The sequence below is a fragment of the Sphingobacterium sp. UBA2610 genome (genome assembly GCF_002339225.1).
Lineage (GTDB): Bacteria > Bacteroidota > Bacteroidia > Sphingobacteriales > Sphingobacteriaceae > Sphingobacterium > Sphingobacterium multivorum.
In genome coordinates, this window is the sequence record NZ_DDKA01000009.1 from 14,530 (window position 1) to 40,501 (window position 25,972).

Below are 25,972 nucleotides of genomic sequence, written 5' to 3' on the forward strand. Positions count from 1 at the left end.
AATAATATTTAGGTTGAATATTTACGTTTAAAAAAATATTAATCGATTGCCTGAATCATTAAAGCACCAACGGTTAGATTTGTCCGTGGATCAATAACAATCGCTTGAGAATTTGCCGGATTTTCCTGCTGTAGATCAAATACTAGATTCTCAGCGGACTTAATGGCTATTCGACCAATATCATTTAGTTTGATTGGATCATTATATATTTTTTCCTGTGTATTGATATCAAATTTGTATAACACATCTACAATCTTAACCTTGGTTAATTTACTGTGGCTTTGGACAAGATAAACTTGCGCAGTATCCAAAGGCTTATTGTCGAACCAACATAAGTTTGCTTGAATATTGCGCTCAAACTTTGGCGGCTGTTCTACACTTGCAATGGTATCGCCGCGACTAATGTCGACATCGTCACTGAGGTGTACAATGACAGATTGTCCGTTTTCAGCCCGTTGAAGTTGTTGCCCGTTTAATTCAATCGCTTGAATTGTGCTATATGTTTCTGCTGGATAAACAATAACCTGGTCACCAACCGTCAGCCCCTCTCCTAGTACTATGCCTGCATAGCCTCTATAGTCGTGTAAATCATCGGTTTGTGGTCTTACAACCCATTGGACGGGAAACCTCCAACTGGCTGCTTCCTGTTCGTGAATTTCTACATTTTCCAGGTAATCCAATAAAGATTCGCCTGCATACCAGCTCATTCTTTCTGACTTATGGACAATATTGTCTCCTTTTAAGGCTGAAACAGGTATGAAATCAATATCCTTAAGTCCGAGATTGTTAGCTAAAGTTAAATAATCAGCCTTGATCTGTTCGAAAACAGAAGCGCTATAATCGACCATATCCATCTTGTTTATGCAGACCAAGACTTGTTTCATGGCCAATAATTTGGCTATAAAAGAATGACGTTTTGTTTGCTCTATTACGCCTTTGCGTGCATCAACCAGAATGATTATGAGATCTGAATTGGAAGCTCCAGTTACCATGTTTCTGGTGTATTGGATATGTCCTGGAGCATCGGCTATAATATATTTTCGGTGTTCAGTCTGGAAATATTTATAGGCTACATCAATTGTTATGCCTTGTTCACGTTCAGCTTTAAGTCCATCAGTCAATATGGCCAAGTCTACCGTCCCATCGTCATTTTTCCGGTTGGCACGCTGTATAGCTTCCAATTGGTCGTCCAAAATGGAGTTTGTATCATATAGTAATCGGCCAATCAAGGTACTTTTACCATCATCTACAGAACCGGCCGTTATAAATTTCAATATATTCATTGTTGTCAATATCAGGTATTTGATTTGAATTAAAAGTATCCTTGTTTTTTACGTTCTTCCATGGCTGCTTCCGATACCTTATCGTCCATTCTAGCGCCACGTTCACTTACCGTTGAGGCCTTGATTTCGGCGATAATATCATCTAACTCCGTTGCTGTTGAATCTACAGCTGCTGTACAAGTCATGTCGCCTACAGTTCTGAAACGTACAGATTTGCGTTCTATGATATCATCTGCATCGATATTTAAGAATGAGGCAGCAGCCATCAGTTGCCCATTGCGGGTAATAACATCCCGTTCATGGCTGAAATAAATCGATGGCAATGCAATCTGTTCACGTTTAATATAGTTCCAAACATCGAGCTCGGTCCAGTTTGAAATAGGAAACACCCGTACATTTTCGCCTTTGTTTATTTTGCCATTAAAGATGCTCCACAGCTCAGGTCTTTGGCGTTTCGGATCCCATTGTCCAAATTCATCACGCACGGAGAAGATTCTTTCCTTAGCACGCGCTTTTTCTTCGTCCCGACGTGCGCCACCGATACAGGCATCAAAACCATGTTTTGCGATTGTATCGAGTAAGGTAACTGTTTGCAAGGCGTTCCGACTTGCATTTTTTCCTTTTTGCTCAACGACTTTTCCTTGATCAATGCTGTCTTGAACATAACCAACGATAAGTTTTTCTCCTATGTCTTCAATCAATGAATCCCTGAACGTAATTGTCTCGGGAAAATTGTGACCAGTGTCAATATGAACTAGTGGAAAAGGAAATTTACCAGGTCTAAATGCTTTTTTTGCTAGGTGAACAAGTGTAATGGAGTCCTTACCACCAGAGAATAATAGCGCTGGTTTTTCAAATTGTCCGGCTACCTCCCTTAAAATATATATTGCTTCCGCTTCTAAATGATCTAAATAGTCCATTCTCTGAAATAATAAAATTTGATTTTAATGAATTTGGGTTTCTACTTCGCTATTTTATGATTTAACGGCGTGCAAACCACATTCTTTTTTACTTTGATCTTCCCACCACCATCTACCAGCGCGGAAGTCCTCTCCTTCTTGTATTGCTCTTGTACAAGGTTGACAACCGATACTTGGGAAACCCTTGTCGTGTAGCACATTGTACGGGATATATTGCTCTTTACAATAATTTTTAACTTCCTCAAAAGTCCAGTCAAATAAAGGATGGATTTTGATGATTTGGTTCGTTTCATCGTATTCGATAAAGTCCATGTCGTGGCGATTGATGGATTGATCTGATCGGATGCCCGTTACCCAAATTTTTTTCCCTTTAATCGCGCGTTGTAAAGGTTCAATTTTCCTTATCCTACAACATTCCTTCCGATTCTCAACCGACTCATAAAAGGAGTTTGGACCTTTTCTGCTGATAAAATCTTCCAACAATGTTGTATCCGCAGTATATGTTTTAATACGCAACTGATAACGTTCCAAGGTGCGGCTCCACAGGGAATAGGTTTCTTTGAACAGTCTTCCAGTATCCAGTGTGAATATGTCGATATTAATATTATTTTTACCGATCCATTCCGTGATTACTTGATCCTCAATACCGAAAGAGGTTGAAAAAACTACCTCATTAGGAAATAGTGAGGCTATTGTTTGTAAGAGCTCCACTCCTTTTTTTTCGCCAATAATTTCTTTAATTTCCTTAACGTTCATAACGTAATATATTTTTGGTATGCTCGTTCAACTGCTTTACTTTGTATTCAAAATCTCCTCGAAGCTGCTCTCGATAAGCACTCATGAGTGATAGTGTTTCGTCAATTTCCTCCGGTAACAAGTCATTTAATAGTTCCTTCACCCTTTTGGCAATCGTCGGTGATTTGCCATTGGTGGAAATAGCTATTTTCAAGTCGCCTTTCTTTACGATGGACCCCAGGTAGAAGTCGCATAATTCGGGTTTGTCCGCGGCATTAAACAGTATGTTATTTTGCCCTGTTAAATTACGCAGCTGCTCGTTGAGCTCCATGTTATTGGTTGCTGCAATAACAAGTTGTTTGTCCGTAAGGTCGTCTGGTCTAAACGGACGCATGTGGAGCTGAATTTGTGTGTAATTTTGTAATAGCTCCTTAAATTCCGGGATGATTTCCCGAGTCACAATGGTCAGTTTTAATCCCTCATCATTGGAAATTAAAGATTGAAATTTTTCCAATGCAACTTTCCCGCCTCCAACAAGTAAGGTGTCAATTTGATTCAATTTGACGAATATTGGAAATAGCTGGTTCATATCTATAAAGCTAAAGCTTTTTCTTTAATGTGTTGGAATGAACGATGCTTGGCAACGACCTCGCCGATTACAATAATCGCTGGGACACCGACCCTTTTCTCTGTTGATTCATCAAGAATATTATCGATAGTACCTAGTACAACTTTTTCATTAGGCAATGAACCATTTTGAATCAAGGCTATTGGTAAATTATGAAGATTTCTTTGGCGGTAGATTTCCACGATCTCTGCCAATTTTCTGTATCCCATCAAGACAACGACAGTGGCCTTGGATTCTGCCGCCAGATAAAGATCTGTTGAAAGTGAACCGTCCGATTTGGAGCCTGTGATGACCCAAAAGCTCTCACTGATTCCCCGGTAAGTTAATGGAAGTTGCTGTAGTCCGGTAAGTCCAATTGCGGAGGAAATACCTGGCACAACGGTAGTTTCAATACCATATTGCTGTACGTAGTCAATTTCTTCGCCACCACGGCCAAAAACAAATGGATCACCACCTTTTAGACGTACAACATGGCCATAGTTTAAGGCATAATCCACCAAAAGGCGATTGATTTCATCCTGTGAAGTAGAGAGTTGTTCGGCTCGTTTTCCAACATATATCTTGATGCATTCAGCCTGTGCATAATCCAGTAGTTCATCATTCACCAAGGCGTCGTATAAAATGACATCTGCTTTTTCTATTGCTTTGATGCCTTTTAGGCTGATCAGATCCGGATCACCAGGGCCTGCTCCTACCAATGTTACTTTTGCTTTTATTGACATACCTATTCCCTCCTATACCAATACTGGTTTTAAATTTTTCCGTTGATAGACTTCATTGATAAACTTCGTTGCTTCCTGAAGGTAGTTGATTGCAAAATGCTCTGTTGGTTCATTTTTACTAATCTGTAGAACTAATTCTGGAAACGTTTGGTCAAAACTATATTCACCTGTTTCCACGAAATGTGTTTGGAATTCGTTGATTACAATATTTTGCGTGCTGGCGCTAATCCCTTTATCCAATAGTAGGGCTTTTGCTGCTTGTACAAAGGCATTATAAGCATGATAAATCGCATCCGAGAATTTGGATTCCCGAAATGTTTCATTTGCCCATTGTAATTTCTCTTCCGCCTCATAGATCAACGTAGCAACCAAGTCAATCACCACGCCTGCACACTCGCCAACTCCGATTGCCGTTTGGAAAGTTCCTTCATGTCCCCAGTCGACAAATTCGTCCGCAGCAAGATTGGTCAAATCCGATAGAGGCTTTAAAAGATTATAAAAGTAATTTTTACTTTGTCTGTCGTAGTAAGCATGGAAGTTTTCATTTGTTTCCGCATTTTTTTTATAATCATTCAGCACCCATTCTACAACATGCAAGACTCTTTTTGTCGGCACTTTAATAATACGCTCGGCAACACGTCCTTCACCATTACCAATTGTCCCGCCACCAAGCATAACTTGGGCTGCAGGGACCAATTTGCCCTCCGCTTTAACCGAGCTACCATGAAAGCCGATATGTGCCAGACCATGTTGGCCACAAGAATTCATACAACCCGAAATTTTGATTTTTAAATCCCGATTAAAGACAAAATCCTGATGAAATTCGGCGATATAAGATTCGATAACCCGCGCCATTTCAGTACTGTTTGAAATGCCTAGATTACAGGTATCCGTACCAGGGCAAGTTGTTACATCAGCAGTACTATCAAAACCTACCTGCGCTAGATCCAACGATTTAAGTAGTTGATAAATATGTGGCAGTGACTTTTCTGTTGCGTATTTTAGCAGTAGGCTTTGGTTTTGTGTGATACGGATATCGTCCGCGACCAAATCCTTCAGACCTGCAACCAACGCGCGTGCTTTATCTGTACCTATATCACCGGTGGATACCCGCACATAGACACCGTAATATCCTTTTTGTTTTTGTTCGAATGTATTGGTGCCCTTCCAAACTTGATAATTTAGATCACTATCTAGGTTAATCGTTGATAGCTGATTGTCGTCCGGTGGTATTGGCTGTTCGATTTTGGTTCGGTCGATCGGATAGCTTTTCACCTTCGTGGCGATTTTCTCGGCTTCAATTAAACTTAGCACTTCCTCTAACCCTAGTTTCTGAATAAGGTATTTGAATCGAGCTTTATTTCGGTTATTTCTTTCACCATAACGATCAAAGACACGAAGTGTCGCTTCGATATAAGGGATCAATTCATCTTCTGGTAAAAACTCGCTTGTCACTGATGCTAAGAAAGGCTGAGATCCCAATCCCCCACCCAATAACACTTTAAAACCACGAACTTCCACACCATCAACAATTTTTAGTTTTGGAATAAAACCAAGGTCATGAATATAGGAAAACGCAGTGTCTTCATCACTGGCAGAAAATGACATTTTGAATTTTCGTCCCATTTCCGCACATACTGGATTGCGCAAAAAATATTCAAAGGTCGCCTGAGCATATGGCGAAACATCAAATGGCTCCTTTGGATCGATTCCCGAACTTGGAGAAGCGGTGACATTACGGACTGTATTTCCACAAGCTTCGCGTAATGTAATATCGTCTTCAGCCAATTTGGACCAAAGTTCTGGTGTACGGTCAAGACTAACGTAATGAATCTGTATATCTTGACGTGTGGTCAGGTGCAGATTACGGCTTGCGTATTCGTCTGATATTGCTGCAATTTTGTTCAATTGCTTAAACGTAACCTTTCCAAACGGAAGCTTTATACGAACCATTTGAACTCCAGGTTGTCTTTGTCCATATACCCCCCTAGCCAAACGCAACGATCTAAATTTTTCGTCGGCAATTTTGCCCTCGTGGAACAATCGAATCTTTTTTTCAAGTTCGATAATTTCCTTCTCCACGATAGGATTTTCTAATTCTGTGCGGAAGCTTTGCATATAACAAATAAAATCTATTGATTTAGTATTCTTTTCTCGATGTCAAATGTAAAAATATTTTTTTAATATTCTATAATATCTACCAAATTAATATATATTTGCCCTATAAAATTTAATATATAAAACCTGTAGACTTTTAGGTGTAATGATGAGAAAGTTTTTTATAATCTTGATTTTAAGCTATGTAATCGTATTTAAAATGACTTCCTGTGCGCCAAAAGTCAAAAATGGTTATAGTAAGGAACATGGTTTTGAAGGTAATATTTCTTTGTCCGGTGCCTTTGCCCTTTATCCTTTAGCTGTAGTTTGGAGTGAAGATTTTAAAAAAATACACCCTAATGTTCGTTTCAATATTTCAGCGGGAGGTGCTGGAAAAGGAATCGCCGATGTTCTGACAGGTATGGTTGATATTGGAATGGTGTCGAGAGACCTACACGAGCAGGAAATAAAAAAAGGGGCTGTTCCAGTTATTGTTGCTAAAGACGCTGTTATCTGTACGATTAATCCCGGTAACCCTAATTATTCCGCTATTTTGAAGCGTGGTCTGAGCCGCGAAGAATTGCTGAATATTTTTGTAAATAGAAAGTTTAAGACCTGGAAAGAAATTGATCCTCAGTTTACGGCGGATCCTATCAACGTTTATGTACGTTCGGATGCTGCCGGAGCAGCTGAAACATGGGCTAAATTTTTTGGTCATAAGCAGGAGGATCTGCAAGGTATTGGCATTTTTGGTGACCCTGGGATTGCTCAGGCCATTAAAGATGATACTCACGGGATTGGATTCAATAACATTAACTACGTCTATAATCTGAAAACCAATAACGTGTTTGATCGTATTGCGGTTGTTCCTTTGGATCTCAATAAAAATGGGCACATTGAGGATGATGAGCAGTTTTATGGCACTCTATCTAATTTGACAGAGGCCGTCGCTACAGGAAAATACCCAGCTCCCCCCTCAAGAGAACTAACTTTTGTAACGCGCAATAAGACCGAATCCCTTCTCTTGAAAGAATTTATTTCTTTTGTGCTTCAAAAACAGGCGCAATCGCAACTCCTTGAGAATGGTTATGTCCCACTAAATGAAACATTGATAAAAGAAGAACTTAATAAGTTATAGCATGCTAAATACTCGTCTCGTTAAAGATTCTCTGGTCAAGCGATCCACCTTGCTCCTGCTACTGATTTCACTTTCAGTTGTGGTGATTATTGCGATTGGTTTAACTATAAAATCGATTCCGTTATTTGAATACAGTAATATCTTTCAACTGTTGACCGACAAGGTTTGGTCACCAATGAAAGGATCGTTTGGCTTTTTGCCTTTTATTGCAGGTACGCTTGCTGTTACCTTGATTTCTCTTGTTATTGCGATTCCGCTTTGTATACTGACTGCGGTTTATTTGACTGAATATGCTTCGGATGCCTTAAAAAATATGATGTTTCCGTTGGTCAATATTTTAGCAGCGATACCGCCGGTTCTGTATGGTGTTTGGGGGGTATTGTTTATTGTACCTTTAATTCAGCTGTATATCGCTCCCATCTTTGGGGTTGTTACATCGGGTTATTCAGTGCTTGCCGGTGGAATTGTATTGGCAGTGATGATCTTTCCCATTATGATTTCCATTATGGTGGAGGTGCTGCAAACGATACCTTATGAGCTAAAAGCGGCTTCGCTATCTTTAGGTGCAACAAAATGGGATACCATTAAGCATGTTATTCTGAAGAAGGCTAGACCTGGCATTGTTGCTGCAATTGTTTTGTCAACATCGAGGGCATTTGGTGAAACAATAGCGGTGTTGATGGTCTGTGGCAATGTTGCAAAAGTCCCTACTTCGGTATTTGATGCCGGATACCCAATTCCAGCATTAATAGCCAATAATTTCGGGGAAATGATGTCAATTCCACTTTATGAATCTGCGTTAATGTTCTCTGCGTTGCTGCTGTTTGTGATCATATTTGTTTTTAATTTAATATCTCGTCTTATATTGAGACGACTGGAAGGAGCTCAGCATGGATAATACGAAAAGACGGCTATTGAGTGAAAAGGTAGCCAAAGGTTTCATGCATCTCTCCGGGATAACTGTGACTGCTTCCCTATTTTTTATCGTAGGAACTATCTTATATAAGGGGCTTCCTTATCTCAGTTGGGAGATGGTTAGCCAGTTGCCAAAAGGTGGATTTTATATTGGAAAAGAAGGTGGGATTTTGAACGCAATCTTGGGCTCCCTCTATCTAGCAGGTGTAGCGACAGCCTTGTCCGCAATTATAGGTATTCCGATTTCGTTGTACCTCAACGTTTATTTGGGGGCGAAATCAAAAGTGACACAGCTTGCTAAATTGTTGTTTGATGTCTTGTATGGTGTTCCTTCTATTGTTTATGGGGCGGTTGGTTTTGGTATTATGGTTTATTTAGGTATTCGAGCATCGTTATTGGGGGGAATTATTACAGTGACACTGTTAACCATTCCAATTGTGGTTCGCACGGTTGATGAATTGATAAAAACAATTCCTGACGATTTAAAGAATGTCACTCTTTCCCTTGGGACCACACGCTGGGAATTGGCTAAGGTCATGCTAAGAAGCATCCGATCAGGGCTTCTTACCGCGATTTTGCTGGCTTTTGGGCGTGCTATTGGTGATGTTGCGGGCGTTTTATTGACAACAGGTTTTAGTGACAATCTTCCAAAATATATTGATGAACCAGCGGCAACGTTGCCATTGTCCATTTTTTTTCAGCTAAGTAGTCCTATTCCTGAAGTTCAGGGGCGCGCTTATGCTTCAGCTTTAGTTTTAACAATCATTATTTTAATTATTGTAGTATGCACTCATATCCTTCAATCGAAACAAAAAAATCGTCGATAATAAGTCCTTTGAGCAATCCCCACATTGAAATCAAGGATCTTAATGTCTATATTGACGGCCGACATATACTTAAAAATATTAATCTCGCCCTTCCTAACAATAGTGTAACTTCGATTATTGGTCCTTCAGGTTGCGGAAAGACGACACTTTTAAAGACACTCAATAGATTAGTAGATGATACCAAGGGGGTTGAAATAACGGGATCTGTACTTGTTAATGGTGAGGATATTTATGGTAGAAATGCTGAAGTAACACATATCCGTAAGAAAATGGGACTTTTATCCCAAAAACCTTATCCTTTACCAATGTCGATCTATGATAATGTGGCTTACGGTCCTCGCATACATGGTACTCGAAGCAAAAAGGAGTTGGACAGAATTGTGGAAACGCAATTGCGAAATGTGGCGTTATGGGACGAAGTCAAGGACCGTCTCGGACATTCGGCTAGCGGATTGTCCATCGGTCAGCAACAAAGGCTTTGTCTTGCAAGAGGTTTGGCTGTAGAACCTGAGATTATACTTGGAGATGAATCGACATCAGCGTTAGATCCGCTTTCAACTGCTAAAATTGAGGAATTACTAATTGAATTGAAGAAAGATTATACCATCGTATTGGTAACGCATATTTTACGACAGGCAAGACGGGTGTCTGACTATATTCTGTTTGTCTATGGTGGAGAAATTCTTGAGTTTGGACCGACGGAACAGGTTTTATTGAATCCGCAGAATGAAATCACAAAACAGTATGTAAAAGGATTTATTTCCTAGAAGCTTAAGAAACATCGACACTGGATTAGGTTTATGAGAAAGCAATAAGGATTGGCTGATAAAAAGAATAAGCCAAAGGCTTAATTTCTACTGCGGGATATCTTCCCTATAATTGTGAAGACGATTGCTTTGTTGGGATAAACATTAGCAAAATAAGCATATGACCGATATTGTTTCCATCAAATCAGTCCGTAACTTCGCTTAAGAAATTATGCGGGAGTATTCAGGGGTAAAATAGGAATACTCCCGCATTTATTTTATCATGGTATCAGATAGACTCTATTTCCTACTTCAGGTGGAATAAATCATCAACGCCAAGTATCTTCTTGGAAGTAAATCCTTCGGCATATTTCGCTTGGATATATCGTCCAAATTCTCGGGCTCTGGCAGCAGTTGATTCCATGAAATCCGGATTGGAAATGTAGGTTTGTGGTTCATCAGGATTTACGTTTTCTCCTGTGTAAAATTGAGTTTTATAGGCTAAAACGGATTTTTCTTTAACATGGTAATAATCTGTTATATCGATAACAACATCTGGTTTTATATAATAATCCTGTACAAATTGCAGTACCAATCGGGGGCGGTGGGCCTCCTGAGGAACATTGTCCTGATCAAAAGTTTCCACTCTTCTCAAGCCAGCAAGAAAGCAAGCTTCACTGACCATCTGCCCCGCTCTTCCATGGTCCGGGTGGCGGTCTGTGATGGCATTTGTAATAATAATTTCGGGTTGATATTTGCGGATAGCTCTTATTACTGCCATTTTCTCTCTTTCGGCATTTTCAAAAAAACCATCTCTTAAGCCCAGGTTCTCTCTAGCGGCCAGTCCTAGGATTTCGGCAGCATCTTTTGCTTCCTGAGCCCTGGTTTCTGCTGTGCCGCGTGTGCCAAGCTCGCCTTGAGTCAAATCAACAATTCCAACCTTTTTTCCTTCAGCAACATATTTTGCCATTACTCCACCTGCGCCTAATTCAGCATCATCAGGATGTACAGCAATGATAAGTAGATCTAATTTTAACATATGATATCTCTCTTTTTATTTGGCTCTTCAATGACAAATCATTCCATTTAATCAACGAACAATTTTACTGAGATGCTATAGACAGCTTCAATATACTATTGTTCCTGAGTCGATATACGATTAGATTGACGTTGTGAAAGCCGCGGCAAAGGTAAGCAGTTTATGGGTTACTCTTGTAAAAGACGCTCGATATTGCGGCAAATTTTACTTGATAATGGCGAAGTAGTCGGATAATAGAAATCAATGACCTCTCCTTTTTTGTTTATCAGGTATTTGTGAAAATTCCAGGAAGGTTTACTGTTAATATGTCCATTCTGATCTTTGCTTGAAAGAAAACTGTATAAGGGTGTTGTGTATTCGCCGATAACATGGCTACGCTTAAAAATAGGGAAACTCACCTGTTGATTGATCCGGCAGAATGTCTCTAGTGTACCACCGGTTAATGGTTCCTGGTTACGAAAATTATTTGCCGGAAATGCCAGGATTTCGAAACCTTGGTCTTTATATCTTTGGTAGAGTTTTTCGAGGGATTTAAATTGTCTGGTAAAGAGGCATTGACTAGCAGTATTGACGATGAGTAAAACTTTACCTTCAAAATCAGCGAGAGATTTTTTTTTACCATTAAACTGAAGTGCGTCAAAGTCGTATACTGTTTTCATCTGGTTTTAGTTTGATTGGTCACATGACAGGTTGGGGTCTCGATTTCTCAAATTCCCTAATGATATTTTCAATGGCAAAGTCTTCTTTTGGGTCATAAGTTGACTTTAGGTTGTGACCGAATATTTTCGCGACTCCCTGATAAAAAAAAGCGGAAATCCCACCCTTCATTTCCTTTACCATTTCATAGCCGGTATGTCCCGTATAACGATCGATCAATTTAATGAGTATTTTGCCTTGGGAAATAGTCATATTTTTGATTTCTCGGTCAAACATCTGTTTTACGTCACTTTCACATTTTTCAACCAATGCTTTATGTTCCTTCTTGTCCGAAGTCAGCGCTAGGTCTCTGTCAAGTTGATCATATCTTTTTTGCGCATAGATTGCATAAGGAAGAACCTTGAGGACATTTCTTCTAAAGCGGAGATATTCTCTTCGTGCTTCTTCACTTGACCAGGTCCTTTTGGCCACAACAGTGACCTGTGGAATCGGAAACCAGGGTAATACCTCTCCGTTTGCCAAGGTTGTTGTCATATAACTGTTTACGGTCTCCTGTGCCCCCTCTCCATACAAAGGAAGAGTGAGTGATTGAGACTGCGCCCATCCGGACAGAGTCGCTGTGAGGAATAGCAAACAAAATAATATTGTCTTCATTTGGGCAATTATATAACGCTTTTTAATTTGTCAATGCTATAATATTTTGGTAGATTTATTACAAAATAGTTAGCTTGAAAATTAGTATTCAAGAATACAATAACTAAATTACACAAATTTACTCAAAAAACATCATTTACCTGCAACGTTTATGAAAGATTATGTGATTGATATTGAAGCAGAAAACAAAGAGATAAGGAAACGTTACCGAGCATTGTTACGCGCCTGTAAACCAACTTTACAACGCGGGGACAAGCAAGAGATCCGCAAGGCATTTGATTTGGCGTTGGATAGTCATAAAGAGATGCGACGTAAATCAGGGGAGCCTTACATCTATCACCCAATTGCTGTTGCCCAAATTGCTGCTGAAGAGATTGGCTTAGGGACGACATCTATTGTATGCGCCTTGCTCCATGATGTAGTTGAAGATACCAATGTTACTCTGGATGAAATTGAAGAAATGTTTGGTAAGAAAGTTCGCCGAATTATCGATGGGCTTACCAAAATTTCAGGAATTTTCGATCCAAACAGCTCTATGCAAGCGGAGAACTTTAGGAAAATGTTGCTCACATTGGCCGACGATGTTCGTGTAATTCTCATTAAATTGGCAGATAGGCTCCACAATATGCGCACCATGGAATTTATGGCCAGGGATAAGCAGCTGAAAATTGCTTCAGAGACAAGCTACCTTTATGCGCCATTGGCACATCGTCTTGGGCTGTATGCGATAAAATCCGAATTGGAAGATCTCTCGATGAAATTTACTGATCCGGATACCTATAAATTTATCGCTAGAAAACTGAATGAGAAAAAAGCTGAGCGTGAAAAATTTATAGGCGATTTTATTGGTCCAATCAAAGAGATATTGGAGGAACAGGGTATTAAGGCGTCCGTATTTGGGCGACCTAAATCAATCCATTCTATTTGGAATAAGATGCGAAAAAAATCGATTCCTTTTGAGGAGGTTTATGATTTGTTTGCTATACGTATTGTAATAGATGCTGTGGATGAGAAAGAAAAGACAGAATGTTGGAAAGTTTATTCTATTGTCACTGATTTGTACCGTCCTAACCCCGACCGTCTTCGGGATTGGATCTCCTCTCCGAAAGGAAATGGTTATGAGTCCTTACACACTACGGTGATGGGGCCTAAAGGGCAATGGGTAGAAGTTCAGATTCGAACCAAACGGATGAATGAAATTGCCGAAAAAGGATTTGCAGCACATTGGAAGTACAAAGAATCAAATTCAGATTCTGGCTTGGATCAATGGATCAAAAAAGTACGTGACGTCTTAAGCAGTCCAGATCAGAATGCGATGGATTTTGTGGATGATTTTAAGATGAATCTCTTCTCCGATGAGATTTTTATATTCACCCCCAAAGGAACACTGATTCAACTCCCCAACAATGCCACTGCTTTAGATTTTGCCTTTGAGATTCACTCTGATATCGGTGCAAGTTGTATTGGCGCCAAAGTAAATCACAAACTTGTTCCTTTAAGCCATATTTTGCAAAATGGGGATCAGGTAGAGATTATTACATCAAGCAAGCAGTCACCTAAAGAGGATTGGTTGAATTTTGTTGTGACTGCGAAAGCCAAATCCAAAATCAGATCTTCTCTAAAAGAAGAAAAGAGAAGAGTAGCGGAAGATGGGAAAGAAATTTTGGAACGTAAGTTGAAATCGCTAAAAGTTACTTACAATACGGATAATATTAACAAAATTGCCAACTTTTTAAAATATCCCAGTTCGCAGGACCTTTTCTATAATGTTGCCAAGGGTATTGTTGATATCAGGCAACTGAGAGAATATGTTGCGCATGAGAAAGCGGTTGAAATTAATGTAAGTTCTTCATCAGGAAATCAATTTAATACCCATATAGGTGGGCTAGTTGAAAAGATAAATAAGAAGGAATTCGACACGATCTTGATCGGTGATGATATGCAGAAGGTTGATTATACTCTAGCACCCTGTTGTAATCCTATTCCTGGTGATGATGTCTTCGGTTTTTTGACAGTTAATGATGGTATAAAAATTCACCGTACGAGCTGTCCAAATGCCTCCAAGCTGATGGCAAATTATGGCTATAGAATTTTAAAAGCACGCTGGGCTTCTACAAAGGATTCTGCATTTTTGACAGGTTTACATATCGTTGGCATAGATGATGTAGGATTAGTAAATAAACTTACAACTGTTATTTCTCAAGAATTTGCTGTTAATATTCGATCCTTATCAATTTCAAGTAACGAAGGTATTTTTGATGGTAATATTATGGTGTATGTAAATGATACTGCTCAGCTTGAAAGTTTGATGAGAAATTTAAAGCAAGTCAGGGGGATAACAGGTGTCAATCGATATGAATCGGAAAATTAGTAGCCAACCATTGGATTGAAAATTACGCTAAGGCGACTACTATTAAGCACTATTTTTAATAGAGGAAATATCAATCTTAATTGGTAAATTTGTACAAGAATATTTTTACTATGAATCAAGCTGAAAATTTTGCAACTGTAAAAAAAATCTTTGAAGCCTACTTAGAAAATAAAAATCTAAGAAAAACACCAGAGCGCTATGCGATTTTGGAAGAGATTTATTCACGTACTGATCACTTTGATGTAGAGTCTTTGTATATCCATATGAAGAACAAGAAATATCGTGTCAGTCGTGCTACAGTTTATAATACTCTAGAACTTTTGGTCTCTTGTGACTTGGTTACAAAACACCAGTTTGGAAGGAACATGGCACAATTTGAGAAGTCATATGGGTTCAAACAACACGATCACGTGATCTGTATTGAATGTAATAAGGTTGTTGAATTCTGTGATCCACGTATCAACCAAATTCAGAGTCTCATGGGAGATCTTTTAAAATTTGATATTAAGCACCACTCACTCAATTTGTATGGTGTATGTCAAGACTGTCAACTTAAGAACAAAAAAGAAGAGACCGTCGCTCACGAAGCTATTTCAAATTAATCTTATATTTTCTTAAATATAATAGTACATTTGTTCAGGAATGTTCAGGGGAAAATTCCTGAACATTTTATTTTTAAATAGAGTCTATTTTTATTAATAACATTTTAATTACTATACTTTAAAAGCTATGCAAGTTGATGTGCTTTTGGGCTTACAATGGGGTGACGAGGGTAAAGGTAAAATCGTAGACGTATTTTGTCCAAAATACGATTTAATCGCTCGTTTCCAAGGCGGCCCTAACGCCGGACACACGTTGGAATTCGATAACAAAAAATTCGTACTCAACACAATTCCATCTGGTATCTTCAATGAAGGTACACTAAATCTTATTGGTAATGGTGTCGTTATCGATCCGATTATCTTAAAAAGAGAGTTAGACAACCTGAAGACAGCTGGTTTTGATCCGGTGGGTAAAGGCAATTTAGTTTTAGCGCGAAAAGCACACCTTATTCTGCCTACACACCAATTATTGGATGCTGCCTCAGAATCAAAAATGGGTGCAGGAAAAATTGGATCCACTTTGAAAGGTATCGGTCCAACTTACATGGATAAAACCGGTAGAAATGGTTTACGTGTAGGTGATACGACACTTCCGGATTTTCAAGAGCGTTACCAAAAGTTGAAAGAAAAACACCTAAGCATTCTTTCGCACTATGGTGAGATACCTGATTTCAGTGAAAAAGAGAAGGCATTTTTAGATGCTATCGAATTCATTAAATCTATCCCACATGTGGATTCAGAGCATTTGGTGAATCAATATCTGAAAGAAGGCAAACGTGTGTTGGCTGAGGGTGCGCAAGGTACGCTGTTGGATGTTGATTTTGGTTCTTATCCATTTGTAACTTCATCGAATACCACAACAGCCGGAGCTTGTACAGGCCTAGGTATTGCGCCAAATAAAATCGGCAAGGTATATGGTATCTTTAAAGCTTATGCGACTCGTGTAGGTGGTGGTCCCTTCCCTACTGAACTTCACGATGAAACTGGCGAAAAATTACGTCAATTAGGTCATGAATTTGGAGCAACTACTGGTCGTGCTCGCCGTACAGGTTGGATTGATATTCCTGCCTTGAAATATGCTATTATGCTTAATGGCGTAACAGACTTGATTATGATGAAGGCCGACGTTTTGGATACCTTCGACAAAATCTATGCATGTACACATTATAAATATAATGGTGAAGTGATTGATTATATGCCTTATGAAATCATCACACATCAAGCCGAACCTATCTTGGAAGAAATTGATGGGTGGAAACAAGATTTGACTGGTATAACGTCTGAACAGGAGATACCTGAAGCATTAAAAAATTACATTTCTTATTTAGAGAAAGCTCTTGAAGTACCTATCACAATCCTATCGGTAGGTCCTGATCGTAAACAAACATTAGCTTTATCAAAATAAACTATGCGGATCGAAAGTTTTGATCTTCTCGATTCTAAAGATAAATTTCATCAAAAAGCCCTGCATTGGTCGGGGCAATTTGATGAAATTTCTTTCTTTAATAGTAATGGGATGTCCGATCAATGGGGAAGATATGAGCAAGTTTTGGCTGTCAAGGCATTATTCTCCTTCCGTGCAAATGAAAATGTATTTGATCAGCTCGATACATTTTTGAATTTACATCAATCTCAGTTTATCCCTGGATTTCTATCCTACGACCTCAAGAATGAGATAGAGGAATTACAGACAACGGGAAAGGATCAGCTCGAATTTCCGGAAACTTATTTCTTCGTGCCAGCGATTACGCTCCGATGGACGGCAAATCAAGTGCATATAGAGGCTGAAGATCCAGTTAAAATCTATCAAGCTATTTCCGATACGAAGATTCCTTTAGCAGCTCCAATCGTAGTGCAAGTACAATCGCGTTGGACAAAAAGTGAATACGTTAAAGCATTTGAAGATGTGCAAGCGCATATTCAACGTGGAGACATTTATGAAGTTAACCTTTGTCAGGAATTTTATGCGGAGAACGTCGACATCTCGCCGCTCGAAGTTTATCATCAATTAAATAGCCTATCACCTACCCCATTTAGTTCATTCTTCAGAGTAGGACATCATTTTATCATGTGTGCTTCTCCGGAGCGATTTTTAGCGAAAAGGCAGGGAAAGCTGATTTCTCAACCGATTAAAGGGACAGCTAGAAGAGGAACAAGCCCGGAAGAGGACCGACAGATTATAGCTGATATGTTGAGGTCAAAAAAGGAGATTGCGGAAAATGTGATGATCGTTGATTTGGTGCGTAATGACTTGACACGAAGTGCTCTTCCTGGAACAGTTGAGGCTACTCGCCTTTTTGAGATTCAATCCTTCGAACAAGTGCATCAAATGATTTCTACCATTACCTGCATGCAAGACCCAAAAGTCGCCAATGTGGATGTATTTAGAAATACCTTTCCTGCAGGTTCGATGACAGGTGCTCCTAAAATTGCAGCTATGCAAATTTGCGATCAGCTTGAAGCTCGAAAGAGAGGTATCTATGCAGGGTCTATCGGATACTTTGACACTGTACATGATGAGTTCGATTTTAATGTAGTCATCCGCTCACTGCTGTATAATAAACAAAAACGGTACCTTTCCTTTCATACTGGAGGGGCGGTCACCAATCAGGCAGCTGCAGATCAGGAGTATCAAGAATGCCTTTTGAAAGCTTCAGCCATCCTTGAAGCCCTAGATGCAAAGTTGAAAGAATAAAACTATACTAAATTTGTAGAGAATATTTTTTGCTTCAAGTATTTTTTCGACCTTTGTCCCATTGGTACCACAAGTTCCTTATATCGATCTACATACTCATCGGAATTATCCGATCAAAGAGCGCGCGATTCTCTCGGTGAAGAATATCGCATTGAATCATGCTGAAGAAATCACTGAAACAGATTGCTCCATAGGGTTACATCCATGGTATATAGACGGGAATTCTGAACTTGCTTTAGCCTTAATGAAAGGAGGATTAAAACAGGTTCAAGTTTTGGCGATAGGCGAATGCGGTTTGGATAAAAATATTGCTATTCCCCTCATCCAGCAGCAGCAGGTCTTTGATCGACAGGTTCAACTGGCTCAAGTTTATCGAAAACCGTTGATTATTCATTGTGTTCGAGCTTTTCAGGAGATTGTCAGTTGTTTAAAAAAAGTGAATTTTAACGAAGCTGTTGTTTTCCATGGCTATCGGAAAAATTGGACACTAGCTCGGCAATTAATTGATCAGGGGTACTATCTTTCAATAGGTGGACATTGTTTAAATGGAAGCCAAGACGAGCTTTTGGAAAATATTTCACTCAGTCAATTGTTTCTAGAAACGGATACAGATACGACCGTAGAAATTACTACGCTTTATCAATACGTAGCTCGGATCAGATCGATCGAGTTGGAGGAGCTAAAGCGGGCTTTATACCAGAATTATAAGAAAGTATTTAATAAGTGAGGCCGTCATAGTCTGTTTATTCACGTTGTCGGATAGCTATAAGGTTTCATGAAAATATAAAAAAACAAATTTAGATAGATGAAAGATTTAAGTTGGCTGTCACGTACCGAAGCATTGATAGGTCGATCAGCGGTTGAAAAATTGGCAAATTCACATGTGATGGTTTTGGGATTAGGTGGTGTTGGATCCTTTGCTGCGGAATTTATATGCCGAGCGGGAGTTGGGAAAATGACCATTATCGATGGAGACACAGTGGATCCGTCTAACCGTAATAGACAATTGCCTGCCTTGGCAACTAATCATGGTGAAGCAAAAGCTGAAATTATGCGGGAAAGATTGTTGGCCATTAATCCTGAATTGGATTTAACCGTAATACAAGATTTTATCATTCCAGAAAAGATACCCGCTTTATTAGATTTGGCGCCAGATTATTGTGTGGAAGCCATTGATAGTATTACACCGAAACTATTTTTCATTCGGAGGGCGTTAGAAGCCAATATACCATTTGTAAGTTCAATGGGTGCCGGTGGCAAAGTGGATCCGACAAAAATAAAAATTGCTGATATCGGTAAATCTTATAATTGTAAGTTGGCCCAACATATCCGTAAGAAATTGCGCAAACATGGTATACGTGATGGAGTGAAAGTGGCATTTTCAACCGAACTTCCAAACAAGGATTCATTATTGTATACCGATGGGAGTAATTTTAAAAAGTCCGCTTATGGCACCATGTCCTATCTACCAGCGGCTTTTGGTGGGGCAATAGCTTCTGTTGCTATACGAGATTTAATAGAAAATGCTTAACTTAGGTATTAAATAAACATATGAAGAAATGAAAGAAGCTGCCTGCCAATTGACGGTAGCTTCTTTTTTTCTTAGGCTATCGGCTTGTGACCCCTTTTATATCAATACCTTTGGGCTTGATATGTTCCAATCGTTTCTTGAGTGTATCTATTTTTGATTTTTCAAGATTACCCGTTGCAATTATAATCCCTTCTTTAACCTGTGCTGTAATGGTCGGAAAATCTTCCAGAACAAGGTTAACATCTCGTGTTAAGGTAGAATCTATCGCGCCGCCCAAAATTTCATGATATTTTTCACGGGCATCTTCTGGTTCAGGAAGATTTACGACAATATTGTTGTGAATGGATTTGATATCCTCTCCTCCGGCTAGCTTTGTTTTGTTTTCTATGTCCTGCTTGAGAGAGTCTGAACCTATTTGTCCATTCAAGGTTACATTCCCCTCTTCGACATCGACTCCGATTCCCGCAGTAGTTTCCAACGCTGTCTCGATTTTTGATCTTAGTTTTTCGTCCGACTCGGGCGATCTACAAGAGTGAATAAATAGTGCAGCACCAAGCAAGAAGATTAAAAGTAAACTATTGAATTTCATGTCATTCTTTGTTTCTGTACTAAATAAGAACAGATGCATCGGCATATTGTTTAATTTTTCGGTATTTTCATCACCTAGTAAATTGCAATAACTTTTTGATTAACGTTATTAAAAACAAAACTATCACCTATTTTTTTCCCGATAAGTAGTTGTCCAATTGGAGATGCAGGCGAGATAACGAAGATATTATTGGTCCCTATTTTTACAGCTCCGATACTTGTGGCGATCAAATATAGTCCAACATTGGTTTGAACAAGTGTTCCTAATCTGACGACATCAATTACATCATTTGATAATGATTCTATACTGATCAGTTGCTGCAGATCTTTATTGGCTTCCACGAGTTGTTTCTGGTAGCGATTAATGTCCTGTTGGATCATTTCACGTGACGTCTCATATTTGTCTCCAGCACTACTTTTTGTATCGTCATTACTTGAATCCCGTGCGGTTTCCAAAGCAGATTCTATCATTGTAATACGTTCCCTGGTGCGTTTTAGCGCTATGTCAAGGACCTCCCCTTTTATGTCGAAATAATTATTTGTCATTCCGAAAAATAAGGAATAAGTTTTATTCATTAAAAAATAAAAACAATAGGCTTAGGCTCAATAGAATATAATAAATTGGATGGTAAATAATACGAATAAGGTTGCAATAAATTAAAAAATTACTACATTTGTGCACTGAAACACGGAAAGGTGTCAGAGTGGTCGAATGAGCAGTCCTGGAAAGACTGTATACGGGATGACTGTATCGAGGGTTCGAATCCCTCCCTTTCCGCAAAACAAACCGTTTTTAACACTGTTAAAAACGGTTTTTCTTTTTTGAGTACTAAATCGGCACCAAAAACAGCACTTAGATAAAAGCAAAGAAGTTCATGTTTAATGGGAGTGTCTTCTTCCAAATCCCACGTATAATAAGAGCCAAATCCGGTGACTGGAGAGTCGTTATGAATACGAGATTCTGAGCTAGATTAATGAGTTCGAAAGTTTTACATTATTGCTCTACATTTTGTTAGTTGTCTAAATTTTACCTTAAACTATTCAAATAGGTACATAGCTTTACCTATGAACTGTATAATTCTTTGTAGGCTTTCTTGCTAAAGAGAATAAACAACTCCAGTCAATTTTTATTAATGGATCTTGTTGCCAATCAAAAGTCAATTCATCAAATTATTGGCGTTTTTTATATTAATATTTTTTTATAATATATTAATATATGTTTATATTTAATTAATCGTACAAGCTAATGTTAATTAAGTTTTAAATGAAAAGGACAATTCAAGAAGAAGAACTTGTCAAAACTGGAAAGATGAAAAAAGATCCGCTCACTATGTCTGCGGATGAAAAGATACAATGGAGGCAAGAATTGCAAAAGAGCATTCGTTCCTATTTATTTTCTCGCGAACAGCCATTGGTTTATAACAAGGATGGGCAAATGGTTGAAGAGCATCGCGATGGCACGATTCAAAGTATTTGATCATGGCGACAATATATGTGATAACCGGTCCCCCTTACATTGGGAAAAGTACTTGTGGTCAGTATTTCATCCCAGAAGGGATTAAGATACTTGACCCAAATCTCTTTGTTCAAAGCTATGCTGAACTAGGTTTAAAAGATGGATATCGGAGATTTGAGGAACAGCTGTTGGGGCTGCTAAGTCATGACGAAGATTTTGCTGTTGAGGTCAATATCGTTAATAAGGTGCATCTTCAAATGCTACAAGACATTAAAGCCTTGTATCCTGAAAATAAGATTGAAATGATCTTTTTTTACACCGATAATATGTACATATGCCAAGCGAGGTCTAAGGCTAAGAAAAATAGTAGTTGCGACTCCGACCCTGACAAAATAACCCGTTCATATATTCATACCATGCCGCTTGTGAAAAGACATCTAAATCTCTTTTCCTCTGTTAAGGGGGTGGATATAAGCGAAAACCACATAGTACCTGAAACTGTGTTTAAATACCAAGATAATGCTTTAGGAATCGAGGTATCTACATCTCTCCCCGTATGGGCTCAGTGAAGGAACATCATACCCACTTAAATTTCGATAAAAGGAGAAGTCTAAATTTAAAGGCTCTTGACCTGACCAACTTCTACCTTTGTTCGGCTTTTCCTCAGCTGGACTTTAAGTTGGCTTTGATGAAAACTTTCATATTCATACTTACTGCAGTTGTAAATGGTTGATCTTTTTAAGCGATAAATATTATTACTACCACAACGATTATAATAACTTTGGCCTATTGTAATCATTATTTTAGTACAATATCTTTTATGCGGGCAAGACCCTCGGATGAATCTCTAAAGATGATCTTGCCATCTCGGTCAATGACAATATAGGTTGGAAAGATATAAACGCCCAATTCGAAGACGATAGAATTTGTTTTTTGCTTCATATCCACATATACCTGAGGCGAGTTTAAACAATAGTGTATTTATTACTATATTTGGGAATAAACCGAACATAAAAAAGCATGGATGCCCTCAACTTTCAACTTACACTTAGACCGACAGTATACACGGATTTAGAAACACATTATCAGTTTCAGCTTGATGAAGAAGCAAATTATCTCGCCGCATTTACCTCAAGTACTTCTTCAGACAAAGAAGCTTACCTTGAGAAATATGCTAAATTTCTCAATGAGCCAAGTATAAACAATCAAACGATTCTGGTTGATGGGACAATTGTAGGAAGTATTGCGAAGTTTGTTATTGATGGTGATGCTGAGATCACTTATTGGATTGACCGGAAATTCTGGGGACGTGGAATTGCAACAAAGGCGCTTAAAGAACTTCTTTCATTTGAAACAAGCCGTCCGATTTATGGGCGTGTCGCTTTCGATAATATCGGTTCTCAAAAAGTACTGGAAAATTGTGGTTTTGTTAAGGTTGGTACAGACCGAGGTTTTGCTAATGCACGCCAAATCGAAATCGAGGAATTTATTTATAGATTAGATGAATCAGTGATTTGATCAGCCTATTTATTACCAGCTTTCTTCTTATTACATTTTGCATTTACGTTCCGGGCCTAACAAGAATACTCCAGTCTTAATACGGCTTATCGGACACACTACTAAACGCACTATTTATGATCGTCTTTATCTGAAAAGATCGCCTTTAACTTTTCTTCTAAATCTTTTCCCCTGAGGTCGCGGTATATAATTTTTCCTGTGGGATCCAATAAGAAGCTTGCTGGTATGGAATTTATGCCATAACGTTTTGCTGCTTGGCTATCCCAACCTTTTAAATCAGATACTTGTGGCCAACTGAGCTTATCATCTGCAATTGCTTTCATCCATTGTTCGCGTTGAGCCGCCTTGTCCAGGGATACTCCTAAGATCTCGAATCCCGAATCTTTGTATTTATTGTAAAGCGCTACAAGATTTGGATTTTCCTCACGGCATGGTCCACACCAACTAGCCCAAAAGTCTACTAATAGATACTTTCCTCGGAATTCAGTTAGTTTTAGACTCGTACCCATTTGCGTTTGTAGTTCAAGATCGGGGGCAATCTGTCCAACTTTCGTCCTGATCGACGATTCTAATTGCATGGGTATCTCTTTGGCCAAAGGGTAGCTTCTGAGCTCCTCCGCTAAACCGCTGTATATCCCTTTAACCTCTTCTATAAATTTCTCCTGTCCAGCAACAAAGGATAAACTGATTAAACTAAGGTAAGACGATGGATGCTGGCGAGCAAATGCTAAATGAACGCTATACAGGTCATCCATTAATCCCTTTTCCCGATCAATAAAAGCTTCCCGTACTTTAGGATCGCTCTGTTGATTAGCTGAAAGTGCATAAAACTCTTTATTAAGTGCTGTAAATTTATCATCTACAACGCTTCGCATTTTTTTTAAAGCATCTTGGTCGAGATTAATTTGAGACCCGCTAATTACAATGTTCTTCAAGGAGTCGCTTGCTCGCATTTCCATAGTCACAGGCTCAAGGTAAAAACGAAAAAAATCCATTTGCTCGTTGCGAGCTGGTCTATTTACATATGGATTTTTATTGAGATATAACGATGATGAAACAGGATAGTCTACGGTTCCCGAAAATGAAAAATTTCCTCCTCTGGAAAAAGTGGAATCCACGACAGACTTACCTTCTATTTCGTAGATCAAAAATACTTTAGCACCATCCTGCAATGGGGGTATTGTGCCATTAATTTGATAGCGATTTTGCCCACAAACGAGGAAAGGAAGCGTAAGAGCCACTACTACTAGCAGTCCTGCCCGAATTCTCATAATATAAAGTCTATTTTCAGTTAATTTACGGACCTAAATATACGGAATTTTTCTGTTCTAAACCAGTCACTATTTAGTGTAATCCATGGTATATACCCGATAAAACAATTTGATAGGTGTTTTCTGCCATAAAAGAGGTAATAGATAAGTTATTAATTTGTGTGTTTTACCAAACTTTTGCATCTTTGCGTATTAGCACCAATATTTAACAAATCACCTTTATATTAACTTAAAGCTGTAAAATGCAAGACGAGATCATTAAGCACACGAAGAAAATTTATAAAACCGCAAAGGAGCCAAAGCATAGTCTCACCGAAAAATTGAAAGAAATATCCATTGAGATCTTCATTATCGTTTTTGCAGTATCACTTTCGATATGGCTTCACGGTTGGAGTGAGCATAGGCATGAACAACAAGAAGTAAAAGAATTTTTGGAGGACCTAAAAGTCGATCTCGAAAAAGATGTCCACGACTTAGAAAAGCAAAATTCCTACCTAACGAACACAGCGGAAGGATGTAAATTTTACGGGGAATTAAACCAACAAAAAATTGATAGCTTGGTGAAAGTCAGCCCAAATGACCGTATTAAGATGAACCTTAATCCGATCTTTAAGATCAGAAATACTGGAAATTATGAAGGATTTCGATCTAGTGGAAAAATCGGTCTCATTAAGGATCGAAAATTAAAAACAGGAATTTTGGAATATTATCAAACCGTAGTACCATCAAAAGACGATTGGCAAACCTACTATAACTCATTGGTTTTTAATCTCGCAGATGAGCTGGTATCCGTTCCCAATGCAAATATCAATCCTGATTTAATGTACAAAGCAATTAACGCATCGCCAAAAGTAAAAGGGATTCTTATCAATGCAGCATCTCAAGCAAATATGATTATTCAGCTGAATGATCAGGTGATTAAATCTGCCAAAGAAGTCATTGCCGAAATTGAGCATAACAACGAATAAATCGGTTTAAAATGAGTGTGTAATGCCTTATTAATAAAAAAAAGACTTCTTTTAAAGTTTTAAAAGAAGTCTTTTTTACTTGTTATAGATATTATCTCATTGGATTTTCACTATTATCTGTCATCGATTTCCATACGCATTTCCAGAAGATTTGGTTTAAATCCTGCCTTTGCATAGGCTTTTATTGCACTGGTATTTTCTTCATAAACCTGAAGTCTTACTTCCGAGATATTTCTTTCTTTTGCCCAATCGATCAATCGGTGTAAAATCATCTTGTTGATACCCCGACCTCGATATTCTGGCCTAACGTACATAAAACCAAGATAAGCATACTTTTCATACTTTTGATAAGGTTTTGCATCCAATAATTTCGCATATCCTGATCCGACAAGTTGATCGTCAACAACTGCGACAAGGACTTCAGCCTCCCTAGACTTGATCAATTCGAGGAGATCATAATAATGAATTTCGCCTGGCTTTAATGTGTTATCAAAAGGTCGTTCCGCTTCAACGATCCCTTGTTCAAACTCAATTAACACATTGATTTCGCTTTCTTTTGCTTGTCTGATGATTATTTCCATAATTAATATTCTGCGTCTATTATTCCGCCT

General features: G+C 38.6%; 28 protein-coding genes and 1 tRNA gene. 15 read left to right on the forward strand and 14 right to left on the reverse strand.

Going from position 1 to position 25,972, the window contains the following annotated elements; all coding sequences use genetic code 11:
- Positions 1 to 38: 38 nt before the first annotated feature.
- From B4Z47_RS05870 to B4Z47_RS05895, 6 genes are read right to left on the reverse strand one after another with little or no spacing between them, the layout of a single operon-like run.
- Positions 39 to 1,283, reverse strand: coding sequence for a sulfate adenylyltransferase subunit 1 (locus B4Z47_RS05870; RefSeq protein WP_115048685.1), 1,245 nt, complete (start codon positions 1,281 to 1,283; stop codon positions 39 to 41).
- A 29-nt stretch (positions 1,284 to 1,312) separates the two neighbouring features.
- Positions 1,313 to 2,203 (reverse strand): sulfate adenylyltransferase subunit CysD, encoded by an 891-nt coding sequence (cysD, locus tag B4Z47_RS05875; protein ID WP_070564167.1) that lies wholly within the window; start codon positions 2,201 to 2,203, stop codon positions 1,313 to 1,315.
- 54 nt (positions 2,204 to 2,257) lie between these two features.
- Positions 2,258 to 2,959 (reverse strand): phosphoadenylyl-sulfate reductase, encoded by a 702-nt coding sequence (locus B4Z47_RS05880; protein WP_070564164.1) that lies wholly within the window; start codon positions 2,957 to 2,959, stop codon positions 2,258 to 2,260.
- Positions 2,949 to 3,527 (reverse strand): precorrin-2 dehydrogenase/sirohydrochlorin ferrochelatase family protein, encoded by a 579-nt coding sequence (locus B4Z47_RS05885; protein WP_115048687.1) that lies wholly within the window; start codon positions 3,525 to 3,527, stop codon positions 2,949 to 2,951. Before B4Z47_RS05885 ends, B4Z47_RS05880 begins: the two co-directional genes overlap by 11 nt.
- Before the next feature lie 2 nt (positions 3,528 to 3,529).
- The gene (cobA, locus tag B4Z47_RS05890; RefSeq protein ID WP_070564158.1) at positions 3,530 to 4,288 is read right to left on the reverse strand and encodes a uroporphyrinogen-III C-methyltransferase; all 759 of its coding nucleotides are present in this window, start codon (positions 4,286 to 4,288) and stop codon (positions 3,530 to 3,532) included.
- Between the two features lie 12 nt (positions 4,289 to 4,300).
- Positions 4,301 to 6,406: a HEPN domain-containing protein gene (locus B4Z47_RS05895; protein WP_070564155.1), complete on the reverse strand. Its 2,106-nt coding sequence runs from the start codon at positions 6,404 to 6,406 to the stop codon at positions 4,301 to 4,303.
- 199 nt (positions 6,407 to 6,605) lie between these two features.
- Between B4Z47_RS05895 and B4Z47_RS05900 the strand changes: the two genes are divergently transcribed.
- Genes B4Z47_RS05900 through B4Z47_RS05915 form a run of 4 tightly spaced genes read left to right on the forward strand, consistent with a single transcriptional unit; the run spans position 6,606 to position 10,032 of the window.
- A complete protein-coding gene (locus B4Z47_RS05900) occupies positions 6,606 to 7,523 on the forward strand; it encodes a PstS family phosphate ABC transporter substrate-binding protein (RefSeq protein WP_236560197.1) in 918 nt (305 codons plus the stop codon).
- 1 nt (position 7,524) lies between these two features.
- Positions 7,525 to 8,421, forward strand: a complete 897-nt coding sequence (gene pstC / locus B4Z47_RS05905) for a phosphate ABC transporter permease subunit PstC (RefSeq protein WP_070564149.1) — start codon at positions 7,525 to 7,527, stop codon at positions 8,419 to 8,421.
- Positions 8,414 to 9,265, forward strand: a complete 852-nt coding sequence (locus tag B4Z47_RS05910; RefSeq protein WP_046673380.1) for a PstA family ABC transporter permease — start codon at positions 8,414 to 8,416, stop codon at positions 9,263 to 9,265. The genes pstC and B4Z47_RS05910 overlap by 8 nt, the downstream gene beginning before the upstream one ends.
- Positions 9,223 to 10,032, forward strand: coding sequence for a phosphate ABC transporter ATP-binding protein (locus tag B4Z47_RS05915; RefSeq protein WP_046673379.1), 810 nt, complete (start codon positions 9,223 to 9,225; stop codon positions 10,030 to 10,032). Before B4Z47_RS05910 ends, B4Z47_RS05915 begins: the two co-directional genes overlap by 43 nt.
- A 286-nt stretch (positions 10,033 to 10,318) precedes the next feature.
- Here B4Z47_RS05915 and bshB1 read toward each other — a convergent pair whose 3' ends face one another.
- The 3 genes from bshB1 to B4Z47_RS05930 form a co-directional block, all read right to left on the reverse strand.
- Entirely contained in the window at positions 10,319 to 11,050 is a 732-nt protein-coding gene (bshB1, locus tag B4Z47_RS05920; protein ID WP_046673378.1) for a bacillithiol biosynthesis deacetylase BshB1, read from the reverse strand.
- A 167-nt stretch (positions 11,051 to 11,217) separates the two neighbouring features.
- Entirely contained in the window at positions 11,218 to 11,709 is a 492-nt protein-coding gene (locus B4Z47_RS05925) for a glutathione peroxidase (RefSeq protein ID WP_070564142.1), read from the reverse strand.
- Between the two features lie 19 nt (positions 11,710 to 11,728).
- Entirely contained in the window at positions 11,729 to 12,361 is a 633-nt protein-coding gene (locus B4Z47_RS05930) for a DUF4294 domain-containing protein (RefSeq protein ID WP_070564139.1), read from the reverse strand.
- A gap of 151 nt (positions 12,362 to 12,512) precedes the next feature.
- Here B4Z47_RS05930 and B4Z47_RS05935 point away from each other — a divergent pair, with 151 nt between their 5' ends.
- The 6 genes from B4Z47_RS05935 to B4Z47_RS05960 all read left to right on the forward strand — a co-directional run bounded on the left by B4Z47_RS05935 (position 12,513) and on the right by B4Z47_RS05960 (position 19,560).
- Positions 12,513 to 14,732 (forward strand): RelA/SpoT family protein, encoded by a 2,220-nt coding sequence (locus B4Z47_RS05935; RefSeq protein ID WP_070564136.1) that lies wholly within the window; start codon positions 12,513 to 12,515, stop codon positions 14,730 to 14,732.
- Between the two features lie 110 nt (positions 14,733 to 14,842).
- On the forward strand, positions 14,843 to 15,334 hold the full coding sequence (locus B4Z47_RS05940) for a Fur family transcriptional regulator (protein ID WP_046673375.1): 492 nt from the start codon (positions 14,843 to 14,845) through the stop codon (positions 15,332 to 15,334).
- Between the two features lie 127 nt (positions 15,335 to 15,461).
- Positions 15,462 to 16,739, forward strand: coding sequence for an adenylosuccinate synthase (locus tag B4Z47_RS05945; protein ID WP_070564133.1), 1,278 nt, complete (start codon positions 15,462 to 15,464; stop codon positions 16,737 to 16,739).
- Between the two features lie 3 nt (positions 16,740 to 16,742).
- The gene (locus tag B4Z47_RS05950; protein ID WP_070564130.1) at positions 16,743 to 18,029 is read left to right on the forward strand and encodes an anthranilate synthase component I family protein; all 1,287 of its coding nucleotides are present in this window, start codon (positions 16,743 to 16,745) and stop codon (positions 18,027 to 18,029) included.
- 61 nt (positions 18,030 to 18,090) lie between these two features.
- A complete protein-coding gene (locus tag B4Z47_RS05955; RefSeq protein ID WP_070564127.1) occupies positions 18,091 to 18,756 on the forward strand; it encodes a TatD family hydrolase in 666 nt (221 codons plus the stop codon).
- 78 nt (positions 18,757 to 18,834) lie between these two features.
- The gene (locus B4Z47_RS05960; RefSeq protein WP_112374130.1) at positions 18,835 to 19,560 is read left to right on the forward strand and encodes a tRNA threonylcarbamoyladenosine dehydratase; all 726 of its coding nucleotides are present in this window, start codon (positions 18,835 to 18,837) and stop codon (positions 19,558 to 19,560) included.
- Between the two features lie 76 nt (positions 19,561 to 19,636).
- Here B4Z47_RS05960 and B4Z47_RS05965 read toward each other — a convergent pair whose 3' ends face one another.
- Complete coding sequence (locus B4Z47_RS05965) at positions 19,637 to 20,149, reverse strand: BON domain-containing protein (protein WP_159332942.1); 513 nt, start codon at positions 20,147 to 20,149, stop codon at positions 19,637 to 19,639.
- Between the two features lie 74 nt (positions 20,150 to 20,223).
- The gene (locus B4Z47_RS05970; RefSeq protein WP_236586055.1) at positions 20,224 to 20,619 is read right to left on the reverse strand and encodes a 3-oxoacyl-ACP synthase; all 396 of its coding nucleotides are present in this window, start codon (positions 20,617 to 20,619) and stop codon (positions 20,224 to 20,226) included.
- Positions 20,620 to 20,838: 219 nt separating this feature from the next.
- Between B4Z47_RS05970 and B4Z47_RS05975 the strand changes: the two genes are divergently transcribed.
- The 3 genes from B4Z47_RS05975 (at position 20,839) to B4Z47_RS05985 (ending at position 22,173) form a co-directional block, all read left to right on the forward strand.
- A tRNA-Ser gene (locus B4Z47_RS05975) sits at positions 20,839 to 20,926 on the forward strand.
- Positions 20,927 to 21,412: 486 nt separating this feature from the next.
- Positions 21,413 to 21,625, forward strand: coding sequence for a hypothetical protein (locus B4Z47_RS05980; RefSeq protein WP_070564118.1), 213 nt, complete (start codon positions 21,413 to 21,415; stop codon positions 21,623 to 21,625).
- Positions 21,626 to 21,627: 2 nt separating this feature from the next.
- Entirely contained in the window at positions 21,628 to 22,173 is a 546-nt protein-coding gene (locus tag B4Z47_RS05985; protein WP_115048692.1) for a hypothetical protein, read from the forward strand.
- Positions 22,174 to 22,402: 229 nt separating this feature from the next.
- On the opposite strand, the gene B4Z47_RS05990 is transcribed toward B4Z47_RS05985, so the two are convergent.
- A complete protein-coding gene (locus B4Z47_RS05990) occupies positions 22,403 to 22,546 on the reverse strand; it encodes a hypothetical protein (RefSeq protein ID WP_159332943.1) in 144 nt (47 codons plus the stop codon).
- Positions 22,547 to 22,624: 78 nt separating this feature from the next.
- Between B4Z47_RS05990 and B4Z47_RS05995 the strand changes: the two genes are divergently transcribed.
- A complete protein-coding gene (locus tag B4Z47_RS05995; RefSeq protein WP_070564113.1) occupies positions 22,625 to 23,122 on the forward strand; it encodes a GNAT family N-acetyltransferase in 498 nt (165 codons plus the stop codon).
- Between the two features lie 110 nt (positions 23,123 to 23,232).
- On the opposite strand, the gene B4Z47_RS06000 is transcribed toward B4Z47_RS05995, so the two are convergent.
- Positions 23,233 to 24,393: a TlpA disulfide reductase family protein gene (locus B4Z47_RS06000; protein WP_115048694.1), complete on the reverse strand. Its 1,161-nt coding sequence runs from the start codon at positions 24,391 to 24,393 to the stop codon at positions 23,233 to 23,235.
- A gap of 242 nt (positions 24,394 to 24,635) precedes the next feature.
- Between B4Z47_RS06000 and B4Z47_RS06005 the strand changes: the two genes are divergently transcribed.
- The gene (locus B4Z47_RS06005; RefSeq protein ID WP_115048696.1) at positions 24,636 to 25,361 is read left to right on the forward strand and encodes a DUF6090 family protein; all 726 of its coding nucleotides are present in this window, start codon (positions 24,636 to 24,638) and stop codon (positions 25,359 to 25,361) included.
- A gap of 113 nt (positions 25,362 to 25,474) precedes the next feature.
- On the opposite strand, the gene B4Z47_RS06010 is transcribed toward B4Z47_RS06005, so the two are convergent.
- A complete protein-coding gene (locus B4Z47_RS06010; RefSeq protein ID WP_115048698.1) occupies positions 25,475 to 25,942 on the reverse strand; it encodes a GNAT family N-acetyltransferase in 468 nt (155 codons plus the stop codon).
- Between the last annotated feature and the right edge of the window lie 30 nt (positions 25,943 to 25,972).